Origin of the sequence: Pseudomonas sp. TMW22090, from assembly GCF_022496665.1 — a bacterium.
GTDB classification, from domain to species: Bacteria; Pseudomonadota; Gammaproteobacteria; order Pseudomonadales; family Pseudomonadaceae; genus Aquipseudomonas; species Aquipseudomonas gregormendelii.
This window is the reverse complement of sequence record NZ_SCFH01000007.1, coordinates 269,721-289,996: the sequence shown is the minus strand read 5'-3', so window position 1 is coordinate 289,996 and position 20,276 is coordinate 269,721. Positions and strand designations below refer to the sequence as shown.

General features: G+C 62.7%; 21 protein-coding genes. 12 read left to right on the top strand and 9 right to left on the bottom strand.

All coding sequences use genetic code 11. The annotated features are described in order from the left end of the window. Positions 1-45 precede the first annotated feature (45 nt). Complete coding sequence (locus EQV97_RS20930; protein WP_240889723.1) at positions 46-4,350, bottom strand: DEAD/DEAH box helicase; 4,305 nt, start codon at positions 4,348-4,350, stop codon at positions 46-48. 135 nt (positions 4,351-4,485) lie between these two features. On the opposite strand from EQV97_RS20930, the gene EQV97_RS20925 reads away from it, so the two are divergent. Together EQV97_RS20925 and EQV97_RS20920 are read left to right on the top strand one after the other, a co-directional pair. Next, the gene (locus tag EQV97_RS20925; RefSeq protein ID WP_122838858.1) at positions 4,486-5,370 is read left to right on the top strand and encodes a sugar nucleotide-binding protein; all 885 of its coding nucleotides are present in this window, start codon (positions 4,486-4,488) and stop codon (positions 5,368-5,370) included. Continuing rightward, positions 5,363-6,292 carry an NAD-dependent epimerase/dehydratase family protein gene (locus EQV97_RS20920; RefSeq protein WP_240889721.1) on the top strand — a complete coding sequence of 310 codons (930 nt, stop codon included), beginning with the start codon at positions 5,363-5,365 and terminating at the stop codon, positions 6,290-6,292. The genes EQV97_RS20925 and EQV97_RS20920 overlap by 8 nt, the downstream gene beginning before the upstream one ends. A 93-nt stretch (positions 6,293-6,385) precedes the next feature. Here the strand turns inward: EQV97_RS20920 and EQV97_RS20915 are convergent, their stop codons facing one another. The 5 genes from EQV97_RS20915 to EQV97_RS20895 form a co-directional block, all read right to left on the bottom strand. Continuing rightward, a complete protein-coding gene (locus EQV97_RS20915) occupies positions 6,386-7,084 on the bottom strand; it encodes an OmpW family outer membrane protein (RefSeq protein ID WP_122838860.1) in 699 nt (232 codons plus the stop codon). 246 nt (positions 7,085-7,330) lie between these two features. Continuing rightward, complete coding sequence (locus EQV97_RS20910; RefSeq protein WP_122838861.1) at positions 7,331-7,849, bottom strand: DUF3299 domain-containing protein; 519 nt, start codon at positions 7,847-7,849, stop codon at positions 7,331-7,333. Positions 7,850-7,860: 11 nt separating this feature from the next. Then, on the bottom strand, positions 7,861-9,126 hold the full coding sequence (locus EQV97_RS20905) for an ABC transporter permease (protein WP_240889719.1): 1,266 nt from the start codon (positions 9,124-9,126) through the stop codon (positions 7,861-7,863). Position 9,127: 1 nt separating this feature from the next. Then, the gene (locus EQV97_RS20900) at positions 9,128-9,838 is read right to left on the bottom strand and encodes an ABC transporter ATP-binding protein (protein ID WP_240889717.1); all 711 of its coding nucleotides are present in this window, start codon (positions 9,836-9,838) and stop codon (positions 9,128-9,130) included. Between the two features lie 137 nt (positions 9,839-9,975). After that, on the bottom strand, positions 9,976-10,578 hold the full coding sequence (locus tag EQV97_RS20895) for a DUF2796 domain-containing protein (protein ID WP_240889715.1): 603 nt from the start codon (positions 10,576-10,578) through the stop codon (positions 9,976-9,978). Between the two features lie 129 nt (positions 10,579-10,707). Here EQV97_RS20895 and EQV97_RS20890 point away from each other — a divergent pair, with 129 nt between their 5' ends. Continuing rightward, on the top strand, positions 10,708-11,052 hold the full coding sequence (locus EQV97_RS20890) for a hypothetical protein (RefSeq protein WP_122838865.1): 345 nt from the start codon (positions 10,708-10,710) through the stop codon (positions 11,050-11,052). A gap of 96 nt (positions 11,053-11,148) precedes the next feature. Here EQV97_RS20890 and trxA read toward each other — a convergent pair whose 3' ends face one another. From trxA to EQV97_RS20875, 3 genes are all read right to left on the bottom strand, one after another. Further along, positions 11,149-12,021 carry a thioredoxin gene (gene trxA, locus EQV97_RS20885; protein ID WP_122838866.1) on the bottom strand — a complete coding sequence of 291 codons (873 nt, stop codon included), beginning with the start codon at positions 12,019-12,021 and terminating at the stop codon, positions 11,149-11,151. Positions 12,022-12,190: 169 nt separating this feature from the next. Beyond that, a complete protein-coding gene (locus EQV97_RS20880; protein ID WP_225569684.1) occupies positions 12,191-12,850 on the bottom strand; it encodes a 50S ribosomal protein L11 methyltransferase in 660 nt (219 codons plus the stop codon). Next, a complete protein-coding gene (locus EQV97_RS20875; RefSeq protein WP_122839054.1) occupies positions 12,847-13,311 on the bottom strand; it encodes a YbaY family lipoprotein in 465 nt (154 codons plus the stop codon). The genes EQV97_RS20880 and EQV97_RS20875 overlap by 4 nt, the downstream gene beginning before the upstream one ends. Before the next feature lie 128 nt (positions 13,312-13,439). On the opposite strand from EQV97_RS20875, the gene nrdR reads away from it, so the two are divergent. The 9 genes from nrdR (at position 13,440) to EQV97_RS20830 (ending at position 20,166) form a co-directional block, all read left to right on the top strand. Further along, positions 13,440-13,904 carry a transcriptional regulator NrdR gene (gene nrdR / locus EQV97_RS20870; RefSeq protein WP_003228656.1) on the top strand — a complete coding sequence of 155 codons (465 nt, stop codon included), beginning with the start codon at positions 13,440-13,442 and terminating at the stop codon, positions 13,902-13,904. Next, a complete protein-coding gene (gene ribD / locus EQV97_RS20865; protein WP_045057494.1) occupies positions 13,901-15,034 on the top strand; it encodes a bifunctional diaminohydroxyphosphoribosylaminopyrimidine deaminase/5-amino-6-(5-phosphoribosylamino)uracil reductase RibD in 1,134 nt (377 codons plus the stop codon). The genes nrdR and ribD overlap by 4 nt, the downstream gene beginning before the upstream one ends. Positions 15,035-15,080: 46 nt before the next feature. Beyond that, positions 15,081-15,746, top strand: coding sequence for a riboflavin synthase (locus EQV97_RS20860; protein WP_045057495.1), 666 nt, complete (start codon positions 15,081-15,083; stop codon positions 15,744-15,746). Positions 15,747-15,776: 30 nt separating this feature from the next. Then, on the top strand, positions 15,777-16,868 hold the full coding sequence (gene ribBA, locus EQV97_RS20855) for a bifunctional 3,4-dihydroxy-2-butanone-4-phosphate synthase/GTP cyclohydrolase II (protein ID WP_045057496.1): 1,092 nt from the start codon (positions 15,777-15,779) through the stop codon (positions 16,866-16,868). A 91-nt stretch (positions 16,869-16,959) separates the two neighbouring features. Then, positions 16,960-17,436 (top strand): 6,7-dimethyl-8-ribityllumazine synthase, encoded by a 477-nt coding sequence (ribE, locus tag EQV97_RS20850; protein WP_003185938.1) that lies wholly within the window; start codon positions 16,960-16,962, stop codon positions 17,434-17,436. Further along, positions 17,433-17,933: a transcription antitermination factor NusB gene (gene nusB, locus EQV97_RS20845; protein ID WP_045057497.1), complete on the top strand. Its 501-nt coding sequence runs from the start codon at positions 17,433-17,435 to the stop codon at positions 17,931-17,933. The genes ribE and nusB overlap by 4 nt, the downstream gene beginning before the upstream one ends. A gap of 18 nt (positions 17,934-17,951) precedes the next feature. Beyond that, on the top strand, positions 17,952-18,917 hold the full coding sequence (gene thiL / locus EQV97_RS20840) for a thiamine-phosphate kinase (protein WP_240889713.1): 966 nt from the start codon (positions 17,952-17,954) through the stop codon (positions 18,915-18,917). After that, entirely contained in the window at positions 18,914-19,417 is a 504-nt protein-coding gene (locus tag EQV97_RS20835) for a phosphatidylglycerophosphatase A (protein ID WP_045057499.1), read from the top strand. Before thiL ends, EQV97_RS20835 begins: the two co-directional genes overlap by 4 nt. 23 nt (positions 19,418-19,440) lie before the next feature. After that, positions 19,441-20,166: a transporter substrate-binding domain-containing protein gene (locus EQV97_RS20830; RefSeq protein ID WP_122838871.1), complete on the top strand. Its 726-nt coding sequence runs from the start codon at positions 19,441-19,443 to the stop codon at positions 20,164-20,166. Positions 20,167-20,276: the final 110 nt, after the last annotated feature.

Below are 20,276 nucleotides of genomic sequence, written 5' to 3'. Positions count from 1 at the left end.
CTGGCCCCTTCGCGGGCTTGCCCGCGAAGGGGCCAGCAGCCAGCCTCAATGCTGGATCAACCTGCTCCGTACCTCAGCACCCGCCTGGGGATCCAGCTCCAGCCAGATCTGCTGTTTGCCCGCAATCACCGCAGCAGCCGGCACCCCGTCGCGATACACCAGCCGATTGCTCGCCAGTGCCGGCACCTTCGCGCCGGGTAACAGGGTGCCGGCGAGGTTCAGCGGGTCAACCCCGCACACCGCCACCAGGCTCCCGTCATGCGGCCGTCGGCGTACCTCGCGCAACAAGGGTATGGCCTCGGGCAGGGCGAACTGTTCCCCGGCCAATCCGCTGACGAACCGTCCACCGCGAATCTCCCCGCGAGCCTCCAGTCGATGAAAAGTGCGCAGCAACTCACGCCACCCTGGCAACCAGTCTGCCTCTCGTTCCAGCAAGCGCCAGAACACCACCCCGTAGCGTCGAAGCAGCGTCATGGCAATGTGTTCCAGGGTGTCGACGGGTGTCGGCGCCGGACGTTTGTTATCCACAACCGGCGCGGCCAACCCTCGCTTCAGCAACGCCCAGCGCCCGGCATCATCCATGCCGCCAATAAAAGCCCCGCGCCCGCGCCGGCTGCTGCGAGCCTGGCGTCTGCTGGCCGGAGCGATCAGCGCCCGCAGGCCGGCAAAGCTGTCGGCGTTCACCAGGCCCGCGCCCACCAATTCCTGCAGGGCGATTTCCAGCTCGGCGCGCAGAAGATGGGCCTCATGAATCAGCTCATCAAAAAACAACGCGCCGTGTTGGCTGAGGGCGTCGTGGACCTTGCGCGCCTTGGGCGACAGTTGCTCTATTGGCGTCTGCTCTGCGAGGCTGCTCCACAACCCGACGCGGGTGCGCGGCAACAACAGGATCGGCGTGCTGCGCAACGCCGTGCTGGCGCCCTTGCCGCGTGTTGTCAGGCGCGTCCACACCCACTTGCCACTGCGACACAGATCATCCAGCCAACTCGGCGAATAACCCTTGATGCGTGCCGGCAGCAGGTCACTGTCCCAGGCGGAAGCGGCGGCGGGGTAGCCTTCAAACTGACCTACAATCGCGGACAACACGGCGCTGCCCTGGCCTTGAGCGGCGGGGGACAGGTGTTGCCAGTCAAACAGGAACCGCATGAAATCCTGCAAAGCCACCGGCTCGATTTCCCGGCGCAGACGCTTGACCGTGTAGCGATGGATTCGCGCCAGAAGATGGCGTTCGCACCATTCTTCCTCGCAGGCGCCGCTGGAAAAATGCCCGCGCAGAACATAGCCTTCCCGCTCAAGGTGCGCCAGCGCCCCGGTGACCTCAGTGGCGGGCAGGCCGAGGGGGCCGGCAATCGCCGGCAAGGGCAGCGGGCCGAACGCGCCCAGGCGTGCCCGCACCACTTCCAGCACGGCGTCATCGCGGTCCCAGGCTTCATCGAACCCGGGCAATGCGACCATCGGCGGCTGCACGGACGCCTGTGGATAAATCGCCTGCACACAGGTCAGGCGCTCCAGCGCGAACCACAGCGAATCGCCGATCCGGCTGGCCCGGCCGCCTTCGGCCAGTGCATTCAACCATTCTGACCACTGCGGGTTGGCCTGGGCTTCCTCTTCAGTGATACAGGCAAGACTCATCAGCGCCTCATGCATCTCATCGATGCGGGTGGGCGCCGGCCAGGCTTGCTCACGCACGGCCTGAATCGCGTCGGCGTCGAGGGCGCCAAGATCGTCGGTGGATTGCGCCTCGGTCCAGCGTCGATTGAGCACCGCCTGGGTGCGGCGTTCTTCCAGCGGCGCATCGTCGAGAAAACTGTAGGGCCGCGCACTAAGGATTTCCGCCGCCAAGGGCGAGGGCGCAGGCAGGTCGCGGCTGATCAGGCGCACCTCGCCACGCTCCATGCGCCGCAACAGGTTGAGCCAGCCTTCGCTGTCCATGGCCTCATGCAGGCAGTCGTCGAGGGTCTGCTCCACTAGCGGGTGTTCGGGCACTTCACGTTCACCGGCGAGATTTTCCACGCAGGCAATCTGGTCGGGAAACACGCTGGCGATCAGGTCTTCGCTTTTCATGCGCTGGATCTGTGGCGCGACCTTGCGCCCGCCGGTGTAGCGCGGCAATGCCAGCGCGACTCCGGCATTCCAGCGCCAGCGCACACCAAACAGCGGCGCCTCGAGAACGGCTTGAATCAGCAGGTGCTCGGCGCTGTTGCTGTGCAGGTAGCGCCAGACTTCATCGAGTTCGAAACTGTGGCTGCTGGATAGAGAAAGGACGATGGCGTCCTCGCTGGCGGCGGCCTGCAACTCGAAGTTGAACGTACGGCAGAACCGCTTGCGCAGTGCCATGCCCCAGGCACGATTGATCCGACTGCCAAAGGGCGTGTGAATGATCAGCTGGGTGCCGCCGGACTCGTCGAAGAACCGCTCCATCAGCAGCGTGTCCTGGGACGGCAGTGCGCCCAGGGCCAGGCGTGCACGGGCCAGGTAGTCCACCACCTGTTCGGCGCTGGCGAGGTTCAGGCCAAGGGTGTCGGTCAGACAGTCCAGGGCCGGTTGCAGGTTGCCGGGTGTGGCACCCAGCAGGTCGTCGAGTCGGGCTTGCAGGCGAGCCACCGCGAATGACAATTCGGCACTGCGCCCTGGCGCCTCGCCGAGCCAGAACGGGATGGTCGGCGGCTGGCCCTGGGCATCTTCAACCCGGACCTTGCCGGCCTCGACCCGCAGGATTCGATAGGACGTATTGCCCAGCTGGAAGACGTCGCCGGCGATGCTCTCGACCGCGAAGTCTTCGTTGACGCTGCCGATGTTCAGCGCCTGGGGTTCGAGCAACACGCTGTAGTCGGCATTGTCGGGAATCGTCCCGCCGCTGGTGACCGCAGTCAGTTTGCTGCCTCGGCGACCGCGTAATGTGCGGGTCAGAGCGTCGCGGTGCAGGTAGGCACTGCGCATGCCCTGGCTTGAGTTGTAGCCTTCGGCGAGCATTTGCAGCAATGCCTGGTAATGCTTTTCGTCGAGTTCGGCGTAGGGCGACGCTTGGCGGAACAGGTCCAGCAGTGCCTGTTCCTGCCATTCCCGGCAACTGACCTCGGCGATGATCTGCTGCGCCAGCACATCCAGCGGCGCCTTGGGAATGTGCAGGGTATCGAGTTCACCCCGGCGTACACAGTCGAGCAGGGCGGTGCATTCGATCAGGTCATCGCGGGTGGTGGCGAACAGGCGACCCTTGGGTGTGCCGCCGACCTGGTGCCCGGAGCGGCCAACCCGTTGCAGAAAACCGGCGATCGAACGCGGCGAGGCAATCTGGCAGACCAGGTCGACGTCGCCGATATCAATCCCCAATTCCAGAGAAGCGGTGGCGATCAGCACTTGCAGCTCGCCGCGCTTGAGACGTTGCTCGGCATCCAGGCGAAACTCCTTGGCCAGGCTGCCATGGTGCGCAGCTACCGCATCCTTGCCCAGGCGTTCGCTCAAGTGGCGGCTGAGGCGTTCGGCGAGGCGTCGGGTGTTGACGAAGATCAAGGTGGTGCGGTGCTCGCGGGCGAGGGCCGCGAGGCGGTCATAGACCAGTTGCCAGACGTCGTTGGCCATCACAGCCGACAACGGCACTGGCGGCACTTCGATGCCCAGGTCCCGCGGACGGGCATGGCCGATGTCGATGATTTCACAGGGGCGATCACGCCCTGCCAGGTAGCGTGACACCGCCTCGATGGGTTTCTGCGTGGCCGACAGGCCGATACGCGTCAGCGGCTCGCTACACAGGGCCTGCAGACGCTCAAGGCTCAGGGCCAGGTGGCTGCCGCGCTTGCTGGCGGCGATGGCGTGAATTTCATCGACGATCACTGTACGCGTGGAGCCCAGCATCTGCCGGCCCGAGTCTGAACCCAGCAGCACATAAAGGGATTCCGGGGTGGTGACCAGAATATGCGGCGGGGTCCTGCGCATTGCCGCACGGTCTTTTTGCGCGGTATCGCCGGTGCGTACGGCAGTGTTGATCTGCAAGGCCGGCAGCCCCATGAGCTGCAGCTGTTCGGTGATACCGGCCAGCGGGTTTTGCAGGTTGATCCGGATATCGTTGGACAGCGCCTTGAGCGGCGAAACGTAGACCACCAGGGTTTCGTCAGGCAAACCGCCTGGGGTCTCCAACCCTCGATGCACCAGGTCATCGATCACCGCCAGAAAAGCGGTGAGGGTCTTACCCGAGCCGGTGGGCGCCGCGATCAAGGTCGAACGGCGCTGGCGAATCAGCGGCCACGCCCGGGCCTGGGCGGCAGTCACCGTCGCGAACGTGTTACGGAACCAGGCACTGACCGCAGGGTGGAAGCCCGCCAGGGCAGCGTCCGGAGGGATTGGCAAGTTCATACGGCAATTTACACTTTACGGGTGACGGTTGCGTACTAAACCCGCAAAATGCAACGATTCCGGCAATTATCAATGACATCACCCCGGGTGCTGTCTAACAGCCATCGTTCCAATCAGACTGGGCCTGCTGACTCTATGCGAATGCGCCTTATGTTACTGGGCGGCGGAAATGCCCTTGGGCAGGCGCTGATTCGCCTCGGTGCGGAGGAAGACATCGGTTTCCTCGCCCCCCGCCCGCCGCAAGACGGCTGGGATGCCGCGAGCCTGACGCAATTGCTCGACGACACCCGCCCGGACGCGCTAATCAACCTTGCGTACTACTTCGACTGGTTCCAGGCCGAGGCAGTGAGCGAACAGCGTCTGGCCGGGCAGGAGCGCGCAGTCGAGCGCCTGGCCGAATTGTGCCAGCACCACAATATCGTCCTGCTGCAACCGTCGAGCTATCGGGTGTTCGACGGTTCCCGCGCGACGGCCTACAGCGAAAAAGACGAGCCGGTGCCCTTGGGCCTGCGTGGTCAGGCCCTGTGGCGCATCGAGCAAAGCGTGCGGGCCACTTGCCCGCAGCATGTGCTGCTGCGCTTCGGCTGGCTGCTCGATGACAGCGCCGATGGCGCCCTGGGGCGTTTCCTGGCTCGTGCCGAGCAGCCTGAAGAACTGCTGATGGCTGATGATCGCCGAGGCAATCCGACGCCGGTCGACGATGCCGCCCGGGTGATTATTTCGGTGCTCAAGCAACTTGATTGTGCAGCGCCGCTGTGGGGCACCTACCATTACGCAGGACATGAGGCCACTACGCCGCTGGCACTGGGGCAGGCTATCCTGACCGAAGCGCGCAACCTGCACCCGCTGGCCATCGAAGCACCCACCGCCCAGGCTCACGCCGCGCGCCCTGACGCTGCCGACGAGCCGCAGCATGCAGTGCTGGCCTGTAAGAAAATTCTGCACACGTTCGGGATCAAGCCGCGTGCCTGGCGCGCGGCACTCCCGAGCCTACTGGACAGGTTCTATCGCCATGGCTGACGGCCCAATTCTCATCACCGGCGGTGCCGGTTTCATCGGCTCGCACCTGACCGATGCCTTGCTCGCCAAGGGCCATTCGGTGCGCATTCTCGACGACCTGTCCACCGGCAAGCGCAGCAACCTGCCGCTGGACAACCCCAAGGTTGAACTGATTCTCGGTGATGTCGCCGATGCAGCGCTGGTGGCGCGCACGATGGTCGGCTGCAGCGCCGTGGCACACCTGGCGGCGGTCGCTTCGGTCCAGGCCTCGGTGGATGATCCGGTCAGAACCCACCAGAGTAATTTCGTAGCTTCGTTGAATGTGTGCGAAGCCATGCGCCTGGCCGGAGTCAAACGCGTGTTGTTTGCCTCCAGCGCGGCGGTCTACGGCAACAACGGTGAAGGCGAGTCGATCGACGAAGAAACGCCCAAATCGCCGTTGACGCCCTATGCCTCGGACAAACTGGCCAGCGAGCATTATTTTGACTTCTATCGGCGACAGCATGGCCTGGAACCGGTGGTCTTCCGTTTCTTCAACATCTACGGCCCGCGCCAGGATCCGTCCTCGCCGTACTCCGGGGTGATCAGCATCTTCAGCGAGCGGGCGCACAAAGGCCTGCCGATCACCGTGTTTGGCGATGGCGAGCAGACTCGGGATTTTGTTTACGTTGAAGACCTCGTCGACCTGCTGGTGCAGGCCATCGAGAAGCCGCAGGTCGAGGTGGGCGCGATCAATGTTGGCTGGAACCAGGCGACTACACTCAAGCAGATGCTGCAGGCGCTGGAAGTGGTCGTGGGTCAGTTGCCGCCGGTGAGCTACGGACCGGCGCGCTCCGGAGATATTCGTCATTCACGGGCGAACAATCGACGGCTGCTGGAGCGGTTTACCTACCCTGAGCAGACGCCGATGAGCGTGGGGTTGGCGCGGTTGTTGGGGCGCTGAGTCCTGCCGCAATGAAAAAGGCGCCTCAAAGGCGCCTTTATCGTTTCTGGACGGTGTTGACCTTGCTCGCGAAAGCGTTCCAACCCAAGCGGTTTAGAACTTGTAACCCAGGCCAACCATGTAGATGAACGGATCCACATCCACGTCGACCTTGGCCCGGGTGCCTGGTGCCACTGCGTTGTTTTCCACAGTCGCGGTGGTGTCGATGTCGATGTAGCGCACCTGCGCGTTGAGCATGATGTTGTCGGTGATCATGTAGTCGGCACCCACCTGGAACGCCATGCCCCAGGAGTTTTCCGCCTTGAAGTTGCTGAAACCGTTGGCGCTGGCTTCACTGCCCACGTGTTCGTCGTAGATCCAGGTGTAGTTGATGCCGGCACCCACATACGGCTGGAATAGCGACTTGTGATCCAGCGGGTAGTACACCACGCTCAGGGTCGGCGGCAGGTGTTTGAGCGAACCGAGTTTGCCGTTGGCCGCGCCCAGGGCGGTGCCTTTGATCTTCACGTCGTGCTCGAACGGGGAGGCGGCGAGCAATTCGATACCCCAGTGGCTGTCGATCATGTACGCGAAGTTCAAGCCCAGCTGCGTGTCGCTGCTCATGGTCGCCTTGCCACCCAGGTCGGCCCCGGCCAGTGGGCCCTGGTCGACCTTGACGCTGGAGCTGTCGGCTTTCGGGTTGACGGTGATAGCGCCAGCGCGAACGATGATATCGCCAGCGTCGTGGGCATGGGCGAGCGGGGCTGCGAGCGCGAGGGCAAACAGCGAAGCGCAGAGCGCGGACTTGTGCATGAGGGCTCCAAAGGACGTTAAAAGTTTTCGATGTCCAATGGTAAGGCGGCTAACAATCTGCTCTGTTGACTCAGCTCAATGAAACAGCGAAGGGGTGGTTTTTCGTGGAACCTTTGCGGGCCCCATCGCTGGCAAGCAGCTCCCACAGGTTCCGTCGGTGATACAAATAGTGTGAACGACTCGATCACTGTGGGAGCTGGCTTGCCAGCGATGGGGCCATTACAAAAGGCCTAAAATTACCGGGGTTCACTCCGGCAGCTCATACGCATAAATCTTGTCCGCCTCCATCTGATACCCCGCATCCGCCAGTTCGCTGGTTGACGCCTTCACCTGCATCGCACCCTCGATCCAGTAAGGCTGATACAGCTCGTCCAGTTTCACGCCCAACTCGCTTTTCACGTGCACGATCTGGTTCGACGGCGGTGGCGGTACGTGGATGCAGGCGCCGAAATACGGCACCAGCAGAAACTCCGTGGTGCGCCCTTCCTCACTCACTTCCAGTGGCACGATATACCCCGGCAGGCGAATGTTCTGGCCGTCGAGTCCCTGCACCACGGGGGCATTGGGCATGTCCTGCTTCGCCGCTGGTGCCGATTCGGCCGACAGCGCACTGCTCATCTGCGACAGGTCATGCAGCGGCGTCATGTTCGGCACTTCCGGTGCTGCGTCCGGGGGGATCATCTCCGACCAGGTCAGATCCTTGGGCTCGGCTGCCCACAGCGGCAGGGCGAACAGCATCAACAGCGCGAGCAGGACGCGGGGCATCTTCGACTTCCTCATAAACGGATCGACAGGCCATCGGCAAGGGATTGGCGATACGCACGCCAGGCCGGCACGCTGCCCATCAGTAACGCAGCGCACAGGATGCCACCGAGCAGCGTCCATTCATATTCACTTGGCCACGCCAACGGTAAATACAACCCGTAGTTGGCCTGCACGTAACCCTGGGCGCCTGCGATACACACGTACAACAGGGCCACGCCGGCAATCACCCCGGACAACGCCAGGGCAAACGCTTCCAGCACCAGCAACGAGGCTATATGCCACGGACGAGCGCCGACCGAACGCAGAATCGCCATTTCCCGCCGGCGTTCGTTGAGGCTGGTGAGAATCGCCGTGAGCATGCCGATCAACCCGGTCAGCACCACGAACAGCGACACCACGAACAAGGCTTTTTCCGCCGTGCTCATCAGGCTCCACAATTCCTGCAGGGCGACGCCGGGCAGGATGGCAAGCATCGGCTCGCCGCGAAATTCATTGATCTCACGCTGCAGGGCGAAGGTGGAAATCTTGCTGTTCAGGCCCAGCATGAAGGCGGTGATCGCTTGCGGCGTCAGGTCCATGTTGCGTGCCTGATCGGCACTGATGCGCCCATTACCCCGGGCCGGTACGCCGTCGTGCCAGTCCACGTGAATCGCTTCCATGCCACCCAGGCTGATGTGCAGCGTGCGGTCCACGGGCGTACCCGTGCGTTTGAGGATGCCGACCACGGTGAATGGCTTGTCGTCGTGCTTGACCAGGCTGATCACCGCGACGCCGTGGGCCAGGACCAGTTTGTCGCCGAGTTTGTAGTGCAGCGCATCGGCCACCTCGGCGCCGAGCACCACTTCGAACGGATCGGTGGCGAATGGGCGACCGTCGACCAGTTCCAGGTGCTGCTGGCGTGCGTATTGATAGTGCTCGAAATACGCCTCGGTGGTGCCCATCACCCGGTATCCGCGATGGGAGTCGCCGAGGGACATCGGGATGGCCCACTTCACTTTCGGGTTGTTGGCGAAGTGCTCGAAGCTGTCCCAGCGGATGTTGTTGGTGGCATTGCCGATGCGAAACACAGAGTACAGCAGCAGATTCACCGAACCGGAGCGTGCGCCGACGATGAGGTCGGTGCCACTGATGGTGCTGGCGAAACTGGCCTTGGCTTCGGTACGAACGCGTTCCACGGCCAGCAGCAGGCAGACCGACAAGGCGATGGCGAATGCAGTCAGGATCGCAGTAAAGCGACGATTAGCCAGGCTGGCCATGGCTAGACGAAACAGATACATCTCAAACCTCTTCGGACGTGGCGGCGCGGTTGAGTTCGGCCAGGGACAGATGGCGGTCGAACAGCGGCGCCAGGCTCTGGTCGTGGCTGACGAACAACAGGCTCGATCCAGCTTCGCGGCATTCGGCAAACAGCAGGCGGATGAAGTTTTCCCGGGCGTCGTAGTCCAGCGCCGAAGTCGGCTCGTCGGCGATCACCAGTTCAGGCTGGCCGATCAGCGCTCGGGCGGCGGCTACTCGCTGTTGCTGACCGATGGAAAGGGAGTCGGCGCGTCGGCTCAACAGGTTCTGATCTTTCAGGCCCAAGTGGGCAAGCAGGGTGACGGCAGCCTGGTCGACGCTGCCGTGACGCTGGACAGCCCGTTCGGCGCGCAACCTGGAGAAATGGCAGGGCAACTCGACGTTCTCGCGCACCGAGAGGAATGGCAGCAGGTTGAACTGCTGGAAAATGTAGCCGGTGTGATCGACGCGAAACGTGTCGCGCGCACCGGCGGACAGCTCGGTCAGCTCCTGGCCAAGCAGGCGGATGCTGCCGCGATCGGGCTTCTGCACGCCGCCGAGCAGCCCCAGCAGAGTGGTCTTGCCGCTGCCACTGGGCCCCTTGAGAAACAGGCTCTCGCCGGCTTCCAGGCGAAACGCCGGGATGTCGAGCAAGGGCGGATGACCGGGCCAGCTGAAGCCCAGGTTGGACAGTTCGATGAGAGGTTGAGTCATAACACCGGTTTCGTAAGTGAACGCCCCCGTAGGAGCTGCCGAGTGCAACGAGGCTGCGATCTTTTGCTTTTTCAAAGCAAGATCAAAAGATCGCAGCCTCGTTGCACTCGTCAGCGCCTACAGGACTCAGGGTGGATTCAGAATTTCAGGGCAGCCGCCTTGGCCGTCACTTCAACGCCCTGCTGGCCACCAGGGCCGATCAGTTGTACCTGAATTTTCTGGGTGGCCGGGAAGGCATTGAAGATATTCGCCAGGTCCAGGGACTTCAGCGCTGCCGGTGTCGAACAGGTGAAGTGGTAATGGGCGTGAATTTCGCTGTGATCGTGGTGATGCTCGCCCTTGGACGTCGCTTCGTGATCATCATCGGCGTCCGGTTTGTCACCGAACAGCGGGCTTTCCAGCGCTTGACTGGTTGCCACGCAGCCGGCAGCGGTCGGCAGGCTGAACAGGGACAGGGGCTTTTCCAGCTGGGCCCGGGCAGCGGCGACCCTGGCTTTGTCGGCATCGGTGGTGGCCTGGTGTTCGAAACCCACCAGGTTCATTGCCGGGCTTTGCAGTTCCAGCTCCAGCGTCTGACCGTCCAGGGCCGCGTTCAAGCGGCCGACGCCATGCTCATGGGCCTCCAGGCTGACATGCTCTTCGTTATGTTCATGGTCGTGATCATGTTCATGGGCTTGAGCGGCGTAAGCATCGGCCAGCGGCAACAGGGCGAATGGCAAAGCGAGCAACAGACGACGCATGGGGACTCTCCAGGCGGAAGGTAACGAAATGTTATGTGATCTTATAACGTGCGCAGAGTTTGACTGCCTGCTTGGCGTTGCACAAGTCCCGTGGGAGCATGCGCAGAAGAAAAATGCGGGAGCAGACTCATGTTGCGTATACGCGGAAGCATCGGCGCCTGGCCGGTGGATTTGACATTGGAGATGGACGACGCGGATTGGGCGCGGCTTGGCGCGCAGTTGCAGGTCGCTCCGGCTGACGCCAGCGCGACGCCTGTGGCGAAACCGGTCACCCAGGACGATGCGCTGTGGCAGGTCGCCAAGGATCTGTTGCGCCAGGCCGGGCAGTTGAGCGGGCCGGATTTGCTCGAGCAGCTGGAAGGGCTGACTGGCAGCGCGGCAGCGGGCAAGCGCTTGCTGGTGCGCTTGCGCCATTGTGCGGACGTGAAGGTGGTCAGCGGCGCAGATACGCCGATTTACAGCTGGGTCGATTGAAGATCGCCGCCTCCCTTCGCTCGACCGCCCCTGCAAGGAGTCACGTGCACCCCGTAGGCGCTATCGAGTGAAACAAGGCGGCGATCTTTTGCTCTTTTAATAAAGAGCAGCAAACAACTTGCGACGGTACGTGGTCACCAGCGGGTGATCGTTGCCCAGCAGCTCGAAGACTTGCAACAAGGTCTTGTGCGGCAGGCCTTCGTTGTAGCTGCGATTGCGGATGAACAGCTTGAGCAATCCGTCCAGCGCCGCATCGTATTGCTGACGGGCCAATTGCTGGACGGCCAGTTGATAGACGGCCTCATCGTCCAGAGGGTTCTTCGCCAGGCGCGCCTTCAGGTCTGCGGCATCCGGCAGGTCCTTGGCCTGGCCGAGGAACTGGATCTGCGCCTTGGCACCGGCCAGGGCGGCCTTGTGTTCGTCGCTCTTGACCGAGTCGAGTACCGATTGCGCATCAGCCAGCTCGCCGCGCTCAGTCAGGCAGCGGGCGTAGAGAATCAGCGCCTTGGCGTTGGTATTGTCCTCACCCAGCAGCACCTTGAGCACGGCTTCGGCATCGGCGAAGCGGCTGTCGTCGAACAACGCCTGAGCCTGTTCGAACGGATCGGCGGCGGCCGGCGGTGGCATCTGCACATGCGGCTCGAGCATGGTGCGTACGGCTGACTCCGGCTGCGCGCCGGCAAAGCCGTCGACCGGCTGGCCGTCCTTGAACAGCACCACGGTCGGCAGGCTGCGAATGCCAAAGCGGGCGACGATGTCCTGCTCCAGATCGCAGTTGACCTTGGCCAGCAACAGCTCGCCCTGATAGCTCTCGGCGATGGTCTGCAGCATCGGCATCAGCACTTTGCAAGGCGCGCACCATTCGGCCCAGAAGTCCACCAGGACGGGTTTGTGGAATGAGTTCTCGATCACCGACTGGTCGAAATCGGCGGTGGTGGCGTCGAAGATGTACGGCGTTTCCTGACTCATGGGGGATCTCGTAAAAGCGTGAATGGGGCCACTATAAGGCTTGGCGGGGGGTGGCCGGAAGCGGGGTGTGACCGGGAGAGTCGTATCGCCTGATCTGACGCTTCGCCAGCAGGCTGGCTCCCACCATGGAATGCGGTCAACTGTGGGAGCCCGCCTGCTGGCGATGGCGTCAGCCAGGGCGCCGCGCGTGGTAGAGACTCACATGCCGAAACTCTTCCGGTTCGGCCAGATCCGGCAAGGTCATCGCCTCCAGCATCTCGATGCGCCTATACAGCGGATGGCGAAAATCCCTCACCCGCGAATCCGCCACCAGCGCCTCGCGCCCGCGACTCAGGAATTGATCGAGTAACGGCAGGTTCGCCCGGTCGTACAGGACGTCGGCCACCAGGATCAGGTCGAACCGGTCTGCTTCGGCGAAGAAATCTGTCGAGTAGGCAAGTTGCACAGCATTGAGCTCGGCATTCGCCCGGCACGCTGCGATCGCCAGCGGGTCGAGATCGCAGGCCACCACTTCCAGAGCGCCGGCCTTGACCGCAGCAATGCCCGCCACCCCGGAGCCGGCGCCGAAGTCCAGCACCCGTTTGCCGGCGACCCACTGCGGGTGTTCGGCGAGGTAGCGTGCCACCGCCAGGCCACTGGCCCAGCAGAAACTCCAGTACGGCGGCTCATGCAGGATCCGCCGGGTTTCCTCCGGGCTGAAGGCGCGGTCCATGTTGTCGCCGTCGATCAGCCAGAGCTTTAGCTGTGTTCCGGGCAACGCGACAGGCACCAGCTGCGCATCACCCAGCAATTGCCCCAGCGACTGCTGCAGGTCGAGCGGTGCAGTCATGGTGCTTTGACGAATTGCAGCTGACCCATGGCCTGGGTCGTCGGTTGGGTAATGACCTGCGACGGCAGATGCAGTATCAGCTGCCCCGACTGGCTGGCGCGGCCACGCAGTTCAACCCGCTGGCCCGCCGGAAAGGATTCCGGATTGAACCGCAGGTGGAACGGCAGGACCTGATTGGTACCAATCAGGCTGGAACTGGCGAGCAACTGCTGCGGGCGGTCCTTGTCGTCGATTACCAGCAAAGCCAGTTCGACTTCGGCGCCGGCCGGCACGCCTTGCAGCGTGCCGCTCAGTTCGCGCTGGTAAGCGGGCAGTGGACCAAGCTGGGCCGACTCCCGGGCTTTCTTCTGCGCCTGTTGCGGTGCGGGGCCCGGGGTCGGCGGTTGCGGCTTGGGCGCATCAGTGCCGCAGGCCACCAGCAGGCTGAGAAGGCTGAGTAAAACGAGCGGTTTTAGTGGCATTTGCGGCTCCAGCAGGGTGAAATCCATGGATCGTTCGATATAGCCAGTCTGTATACCGCAAACCCTATGGCTTGTCTTGCGACGGGGATGCGCTACCATGGCCCTCCCTTTTTTTGTTGCCTGCCACCATGCACTGTCCCTTCTGCGGTGCCAACGACACCAAGGTCATCGACTCGCGTCTGGTCGCCGAGGGCGAACAGGTGCGCCGCCGGCGTGAATGCCTGGCCTGCGGCGAACGTTTCACGACGTTCGAGACGGCTGAACTGGTGTTGCCGCGCCTGATCAAAACCGACGGCAGTCGTCAGCCGTTCGACGAAGAAAAACTCCGCGCCGGCATGCAGCGTGCCCTCGAAAAGCGTCCGGTGAGTGTCGAACGCCTCGAATCGTCGCTGGTGCACATCAAACACAAATTGCGAGCCACCGGCGAACGTGAGGTCAAGTCTCTCGTGGTCGGTGAACTGGTGATGGCCGAGCTGCAAAAGCTCGACGAAGTCGCCTACATTCGTTTCGCCTCCGTGTATCGACGCTTCCAGGACCTTAATGAGTTCCGTGAAGAGATCGATCGCCTGGCCCGTGAGCCGGTGAAAGAATGAGCACATCCGCAGAGCAAACCGTCCTCGACGCCCACTACATGGCCCGCGCTCTTGAACTGGCGCGCAAAGGTCACTACACCACCCACCCCAACCCGCGGGTCGGCTGTGTGATCGTGCGCGACGGGCAAATTGTCGGCGAAGGCTGGCACGAACGCACCGGCGAGCCTCACGCCGAAGTCCACGCCTTGCGCGCCGCAGGCGACAAGGCCCGAGGCGCCACGGCCTACGTCACGCTCGAACCGTGCAGCCACCACGGCCGTACGCCGCCCTGCGCCGATGCGCTGGTGCATGCAGGCCTGGCCAGGGTCGTTGCGGCCATGCAGGACCCGAACCCGGCGGTTGCCGGTCGCGGCATGCAGCGTCTGTCTCAAGCCGGTATTGCCACTGAAAGCGGCGTGCTCGAAGGCGAGGCGCGCAAGCTCAACGAAGGCTTTCTCAAACGCATGGAACACGGGTTGCCGTTCGTGCGGGTCAAGCTGGCGATGAGCCTCGACGGTCGCACGGCGATGGAAAGCGGCGAAAGCCAATGGATTACCGGCCCGGCAGCGCGTTCGGCGGTACAACGCCTGCGTGCACAGGCCAGCGTGGTGCTGACTGGCGCCGACACGGTGCTGGCCGATAATGCCCGCTTGACCGTGCGCGCCGATGAGCTGGGCCTGGATGCCGAGCAAACCGCGCTGGCCATGAGCCGGCCGCCGTTGCGCGTGTTGATCGACGGGCGGCTGCGAGTGCCGCTGGACGCGCCATTCTTCAAGGCCGGCCCGGCGCTGGTCGCTACGTGCATGGCGATCGAAGAGCAATATGCCAATGGCCCGGAGTGCTTGATCGTCGCGGGCGAGGATGGCTTGGTCGACCTGCGCAAGCTGCTGGTCGAGCTGGCTGCCCGCGGGGTCAACGAAGTGCTGGTCGAAGCGGGGCCGCGTCTGGCCGGTGCTTTCGCGCAACAAGGGCTGGTGGACGAGTTCCAGATTTTCATCGCTGGCAAGTTCCTTGGTTCCTCGGCACGCCCCCTGCTGGATTGGCCACTGGCGCAGATGAAAGACGCGCCAGCACTCAAAATCACCGAAATTCGTGCGGTTGGCGATGACTGGCGGGTCACTGCCATTCCTGTGCCAGCAGCGAGCGTATAATTTCCGGCCATCGCCACAGCGCTGGCCCGTTCTCGAGGAGGACTCCATGTTTACCGGCATCATCGAATCCATCGGCAGTATTCGTGCATTGACCCCAAAAGGCGGAGATGTGCGGGTTCACGTAGAAACCGGCAAGCTCGATCTGAGCGACGTCAAGCTGGGTGACAGCATCGCGGTCAATGGCGTGTGCCTGACCGCGGTTGAATTGCCAGGCAATGGTTTTGCCGCCGACGTCAGTCGCGAAACACTCGACTGCACCGCCATGAACGACCTCAAAAGCGGCAGCCCGGTCAATCTGGAAAAAGCCCTGACCCCGACCACCCGCCTTGGCGGTCATCTGGTCAGCGGTCACGTCGACGGCGTCGGCGAAGTGGTTGCACGCACCGAAAACGCCCGTGCCGTGGAGTTTCGCATCCGCGCCCCGAAGGAGCTGGCCAAGTACATCGCCCATAAAGGCTCGATCACCGTCGACGGCACCAGCCTGACCGTGAACGCGGTCGATGGCGCCGAGTTCATGTTGACGATCATCCCCCACACCCTGAGCGAAACCATCATGGCGTCGTATCAGCCAGGTCGCCGGGTGAACCTGGAAGTGGACTTGCTGGCCCGTTACCTGGAGCGCTTGCTGCTGGGCGACAAGGCCGCGGAGCCAGCCGCCGGCAGCACCATTACTGAAAGCTTCCTGGCCCAAAACGGCTACCTCAAATCCTGAGCTCTAATTTCGAAAGAAGGGGGGTGCCTTGTGGCGCTCAATAGCATCGAAGAACTGGTTGAAGACATCCGCCAAGGCAAGATGGTCATCCTCATGGATGACGAAGACCGCGAGAACGAAGGCGACCTGATCATGGCCGCCGAGTGCTGCCAGCCAGAACACATCAACTTCATGGCCAAGCACGCTCGCGGCCTCATCTGCATGCCGATGAGCCGCGAACGCTGCGAACTGTTGAAGCTGCCCTTGATGGCCCCGCGCAACGGTTCCGGTTTTGGCACCAAGTTCACCGTGTCCATCGAAGCGGCCACCGGCGTGACCACCGGCATCTCTGCCGCAGACCGTGCTCGCACCGTGCAGGCGGCTGCAGCGAAAGACGCCAGGGCTGAAGACATTGTCAGCCCCGGCCACATCTTCCCGCTGATGGCCCAGGCCGGTGGCACCCTGGCCCGTGCTGGCCACACCGAGGCGGCGTGTGATCTGGCGCGCATGGCCGGTTTCGAGCCGAGCGGGGTGATCTGCGAAGTGATGAACGATGACGGCACCATGTCCCGTCGCGCCGAGCTGGAAGCCTTCGCTGCCGAACACAACATCAAGATCGGTACCATCGCCGACCTGATCCACTACCGGATGATCCACGAACGTACCGTTCAGCGGATTGCCGAGCAGCCGCTGGACAGCGAACTGGGCCAATTCAACCTGGTGACCTATCGTGATTCCGTGGAAGGCGACGTGCACATGGCGCTGACCCTGGGCACCGTGTGCGCCGACGAGCCGACGCTGGTTCGCGTGCATAACATGGACCCGCTGCGTGACCTGCTGATGGTCAAGCAACCGGGCCGCTGGAGCCTGCGCGCTGCGATGGCGGCGGTTGCCGAGGCCGGCAGCGGGGTGGTGCTGCTGCTCGGTCATCCGCTCGATGGCGACGTTTTGCTGGCGCACATCCGCGAGACGGCGGACCAGACGCCTGTGAAAAAACCGACCACCTACAGCATCGTCGGTGCCGGTTCGCAGATCCTTCGGGACCTTGGCGTGCGCAAAATGCGCCTGATGAGTGCGCCAATGAAATTTAATGCGATATCCGGTTTCGATCTGGAAGTTGTAGAATACGTGCCCTCCGAATAAAGACCGGTTGTTTCCAGTCCTTGATTCGCGGTTAACACATCACTGAGGGACGCGTAGAAAACGCGTCCCGGCTCTTTAAGAGATCTAACGAATGACCCTGAAGACCATCGAAGGTACCTTCATCGCCCCTAAAGGCCGCTACGCTCTGGTAGTCGGCCGTTTCAACAGCTTTGTCGTTGAAAGCCTGGTCAGCGGTGCAGTTGATGCCCTGGTTCGCCATGGCGTGAGCGAAAGCGACATCACCATCATCCGCGCTCCTGGCGCCTTCGAAATTCCGCTGGTTGCACAGAAAGTCGCCCAGAAGGGTGAGTACGCTGCAATCATCGCACTGGGCGCAGTCATTCGTGGCGGTACCCCGCATTTCGAATACGTCGCTGGCGAATGCACCAAAGGCCTGGCCCAGGTGTCCATGGAGTTCGGCGTACCGGTCGCTTTCGGCGTCCTGACCGTTGATTCCATCGAACAAGCCATCGAGCGTTCCGGCACCAAGGCCGGTAACAAAGGTGCTGAAGCTGCCCTGTCCGCCCTGGAAATGGTCAGCCTGCTGGCGCAGTTGGAGGCCAAGTGATTAGCGACGAAAGCGATCGTTTCAACCCGCGCGATCCAAAGCCTGCGGATGCCGGCAAGCCATCGAAAAGCGTCAAGCGTCGCGAAGCCCGTCAGCTCGCAACCCAGGCGCTGTACCAATGGCACATGGCCAGACAGTCGCTGAACGAGATCGAAGCGCAGTTCCGGGTCGATAACGATTTCAGTGATGTCGACGGTGCCTACTTCCGTGAAATCCTGCACGGCGTTCCGGCACAAAGAGACCGCATCGATGCCGCACTGGCGCCATGCCTGGACATCACCATCGAAGAGCTGGACCCGGTTGAACTGGCCGTGCTGCGCCTGTCCACCTGGGAGCTGCTCGAGCGCGTCGACGTGCCGTACCGCGTTGTGATCAACGAAGGTATCGAGCTGGCGAAAGTCTTCGGTTCCACCGACGGCCACAAGTTCGTCAACGGCGTACTCGACAAGCTGGCTCCGCGTCTGCGTGAAGCTGAAGTGAAGGCGTTCAAGCGCTAACCGGCGTTTGGTATCGCTATGGGCGAGTTTGAGCTGATCCGCAATTTCTTCGCCGCCGCGCCTTGTGCGCAAGGCGGCGAAGGCGTTGCTCTGGGAATCGGCGACGATTGTGCCTTGCTGGCTGTTCCCCCCGGGGAGCAGCTGGCCATTTCCACCGACACCCTGGTTGCAGGTGTGCATTTCGCAGATCCTTGCGACCCTTTTCTGCTCGGCCAGCGTTCGCTGGCGGTGGCTGTGAGTGATCTGGCCGCCATGGGCGCCACGCCGGTTGCCTTTACCCTTGCCCTGACCTTGCCGACGGTGACTGCCGATTGGCTGCAAAGCTATGCCCGTGGGTTGAACCTCATGGCCCAGGGCTGCGGCGTGGCGCTGGTGGGCGGGGATACCACCCGCGGACCGCTGAGCCTGACCATGACCGTGTTTGGCCGAGTGCCCAGCGGTCAGGCCCTGGTGCGAAGCGGCGCGCAGCCAGGTGACCTGGTGTGCGTTGGCGGTGAGCTGGGCAACGCTGCCGGGGCCTTGCCGCTGGTACTCGGCCAGCGAACGGCCGAACCGTCGATTGCCGATCCGTTGCTGGCACATTACTGGTCGCCGCAGCCTCAGCTGGCCCTGGGTCGAGCGCTACGGGGCAAGGCGACCTCGGCGCTGGATATCTCCGACGGCCTGCTGGCGGACTGCGGGCACCTGGCGCTCGCCTCGAAGGTAGGCGTTCAGGTCGAGCAGAGTAAGCTGCCGGTCTCTGCGCCCCTGGTGGCCTTCCTCGGCCAGGCGGGCGCGCAAGAGGCGGCCTTGAGCGGTGGCGACGATTACGTGCTGGCCTTTACCCTACCGTCCGTCGAGTTGCCCGGCCTGTTGGCCGACGGCTGGCCGATCCATGTGGTCGGACGTGTAGTCAGTGGTCAGGGCGTGACCCTGCTGGATGCCGACGGACGAGATATCACCCCGCAAACCCGGGGCTACCAACATTTTCGGGAGACAACGTGACAGATCATCCCAAGCAGGTTCCGGCGGAATTCGTACCGCCGTCGGTCTGGCGCAATCCATGGCATTTCCTGGCGTTCGGCTTTGGCTCGGGCACCTTGCCAAAGGCACCGGGCACCTGGGGGTCATTAGTTGCGCTACCCTTCATCCCCTTATGGCAGATGCTGCCCGATTGGGGTTACTGGCTGATGCTGGGCATCACCATGCTGTTCGGCTTCTGGCTGTGCGGCAAGGTGGCCGATGATTTACGCGTGCACGACCACGAAGGTATCGTCTGGGACGAGATGGTCGGAATGTGGATCACCCTGTGGCTGGTGCCGGAGGGCTGGTACTGGTTACTGGCGGGCTTCCTGGTGTTCCGCTTCTTCGACATTCTCAAGCCGTGGCCGATTCGCTGGATCGACCGGCACGTGCATGGCGGCGTCGGGATCATGCTTGATGACGTACTGGCCGGTGTATTTGCCTGGCTGGCGATGCAGGGGTTGGTGTGGTTATTGGCTTGAGGGACTGACCAGGGGGACAGGGAATGGCTCGGCGTGGTTTGGCGGTAATGATTTTGGCGATGCTGTGCTCGTGGGTGCAAGCGGGTGACCTGGCGCCACCCTCGGTGATTCATCTGGCCAGCGAAGAGTGGGAAGACTATACCGCTGCCGATGGCCATGGCCTGGCCTGGGACGTCTTGCGCGAAGTGTTCGAGCCGGCGGGCGTCAAGCTGGATATCCGTACCGAACCCTATACCCGCTCCATCGGCCTGGCCCAGCGCGGTGAAGTGGATGCCTGTGTCGGCGGCTATCGTGACGAAGTCAGCGACCTGCTTTATCCAAGGTGGAGCTACGACACCGATCACATCTATGCCTTGGGGCTGGCCAGTAATCCCGCGCCTACCCTCGATACCCTGGGCAACTACCGGCTGGCCTGGGTGCGTGGCTACCAGTATCAACTCTACCTGCCCAATATCAGCCGCTACAACGAAGTGGTCCGGCGCACAGGCATCCTGTCGATGCTGCTGCACAACCGTGCCGACTACTACATCGATGCCCTCACCGAGGTGGATTACGTGGTCAGCCGGGCCAAGGATCCTGCGCAGTTTCGCCGTACCCATGTCGCCGAGTTGCCGTTGTACCTGTGCTTTGCCGACAACCCCAGGGCGCGCGGGCTGATGGCGTTGTTTGATCAGCGCATGGAAGTGCTGGTGAAGAACGGCCAGTTGAAGCCGATCTTCGAACGCTGGAAGCAACCCTACCCCTTCTAACGTCCAGCTCCTACGGGGCTGATCGCACGACCGTTGATCAAACATTTTGATTGTTATGCCCCATAATTCTGCCTAAGCGTCCGCTGGAACCTGCTGTTACAATGCCGCGT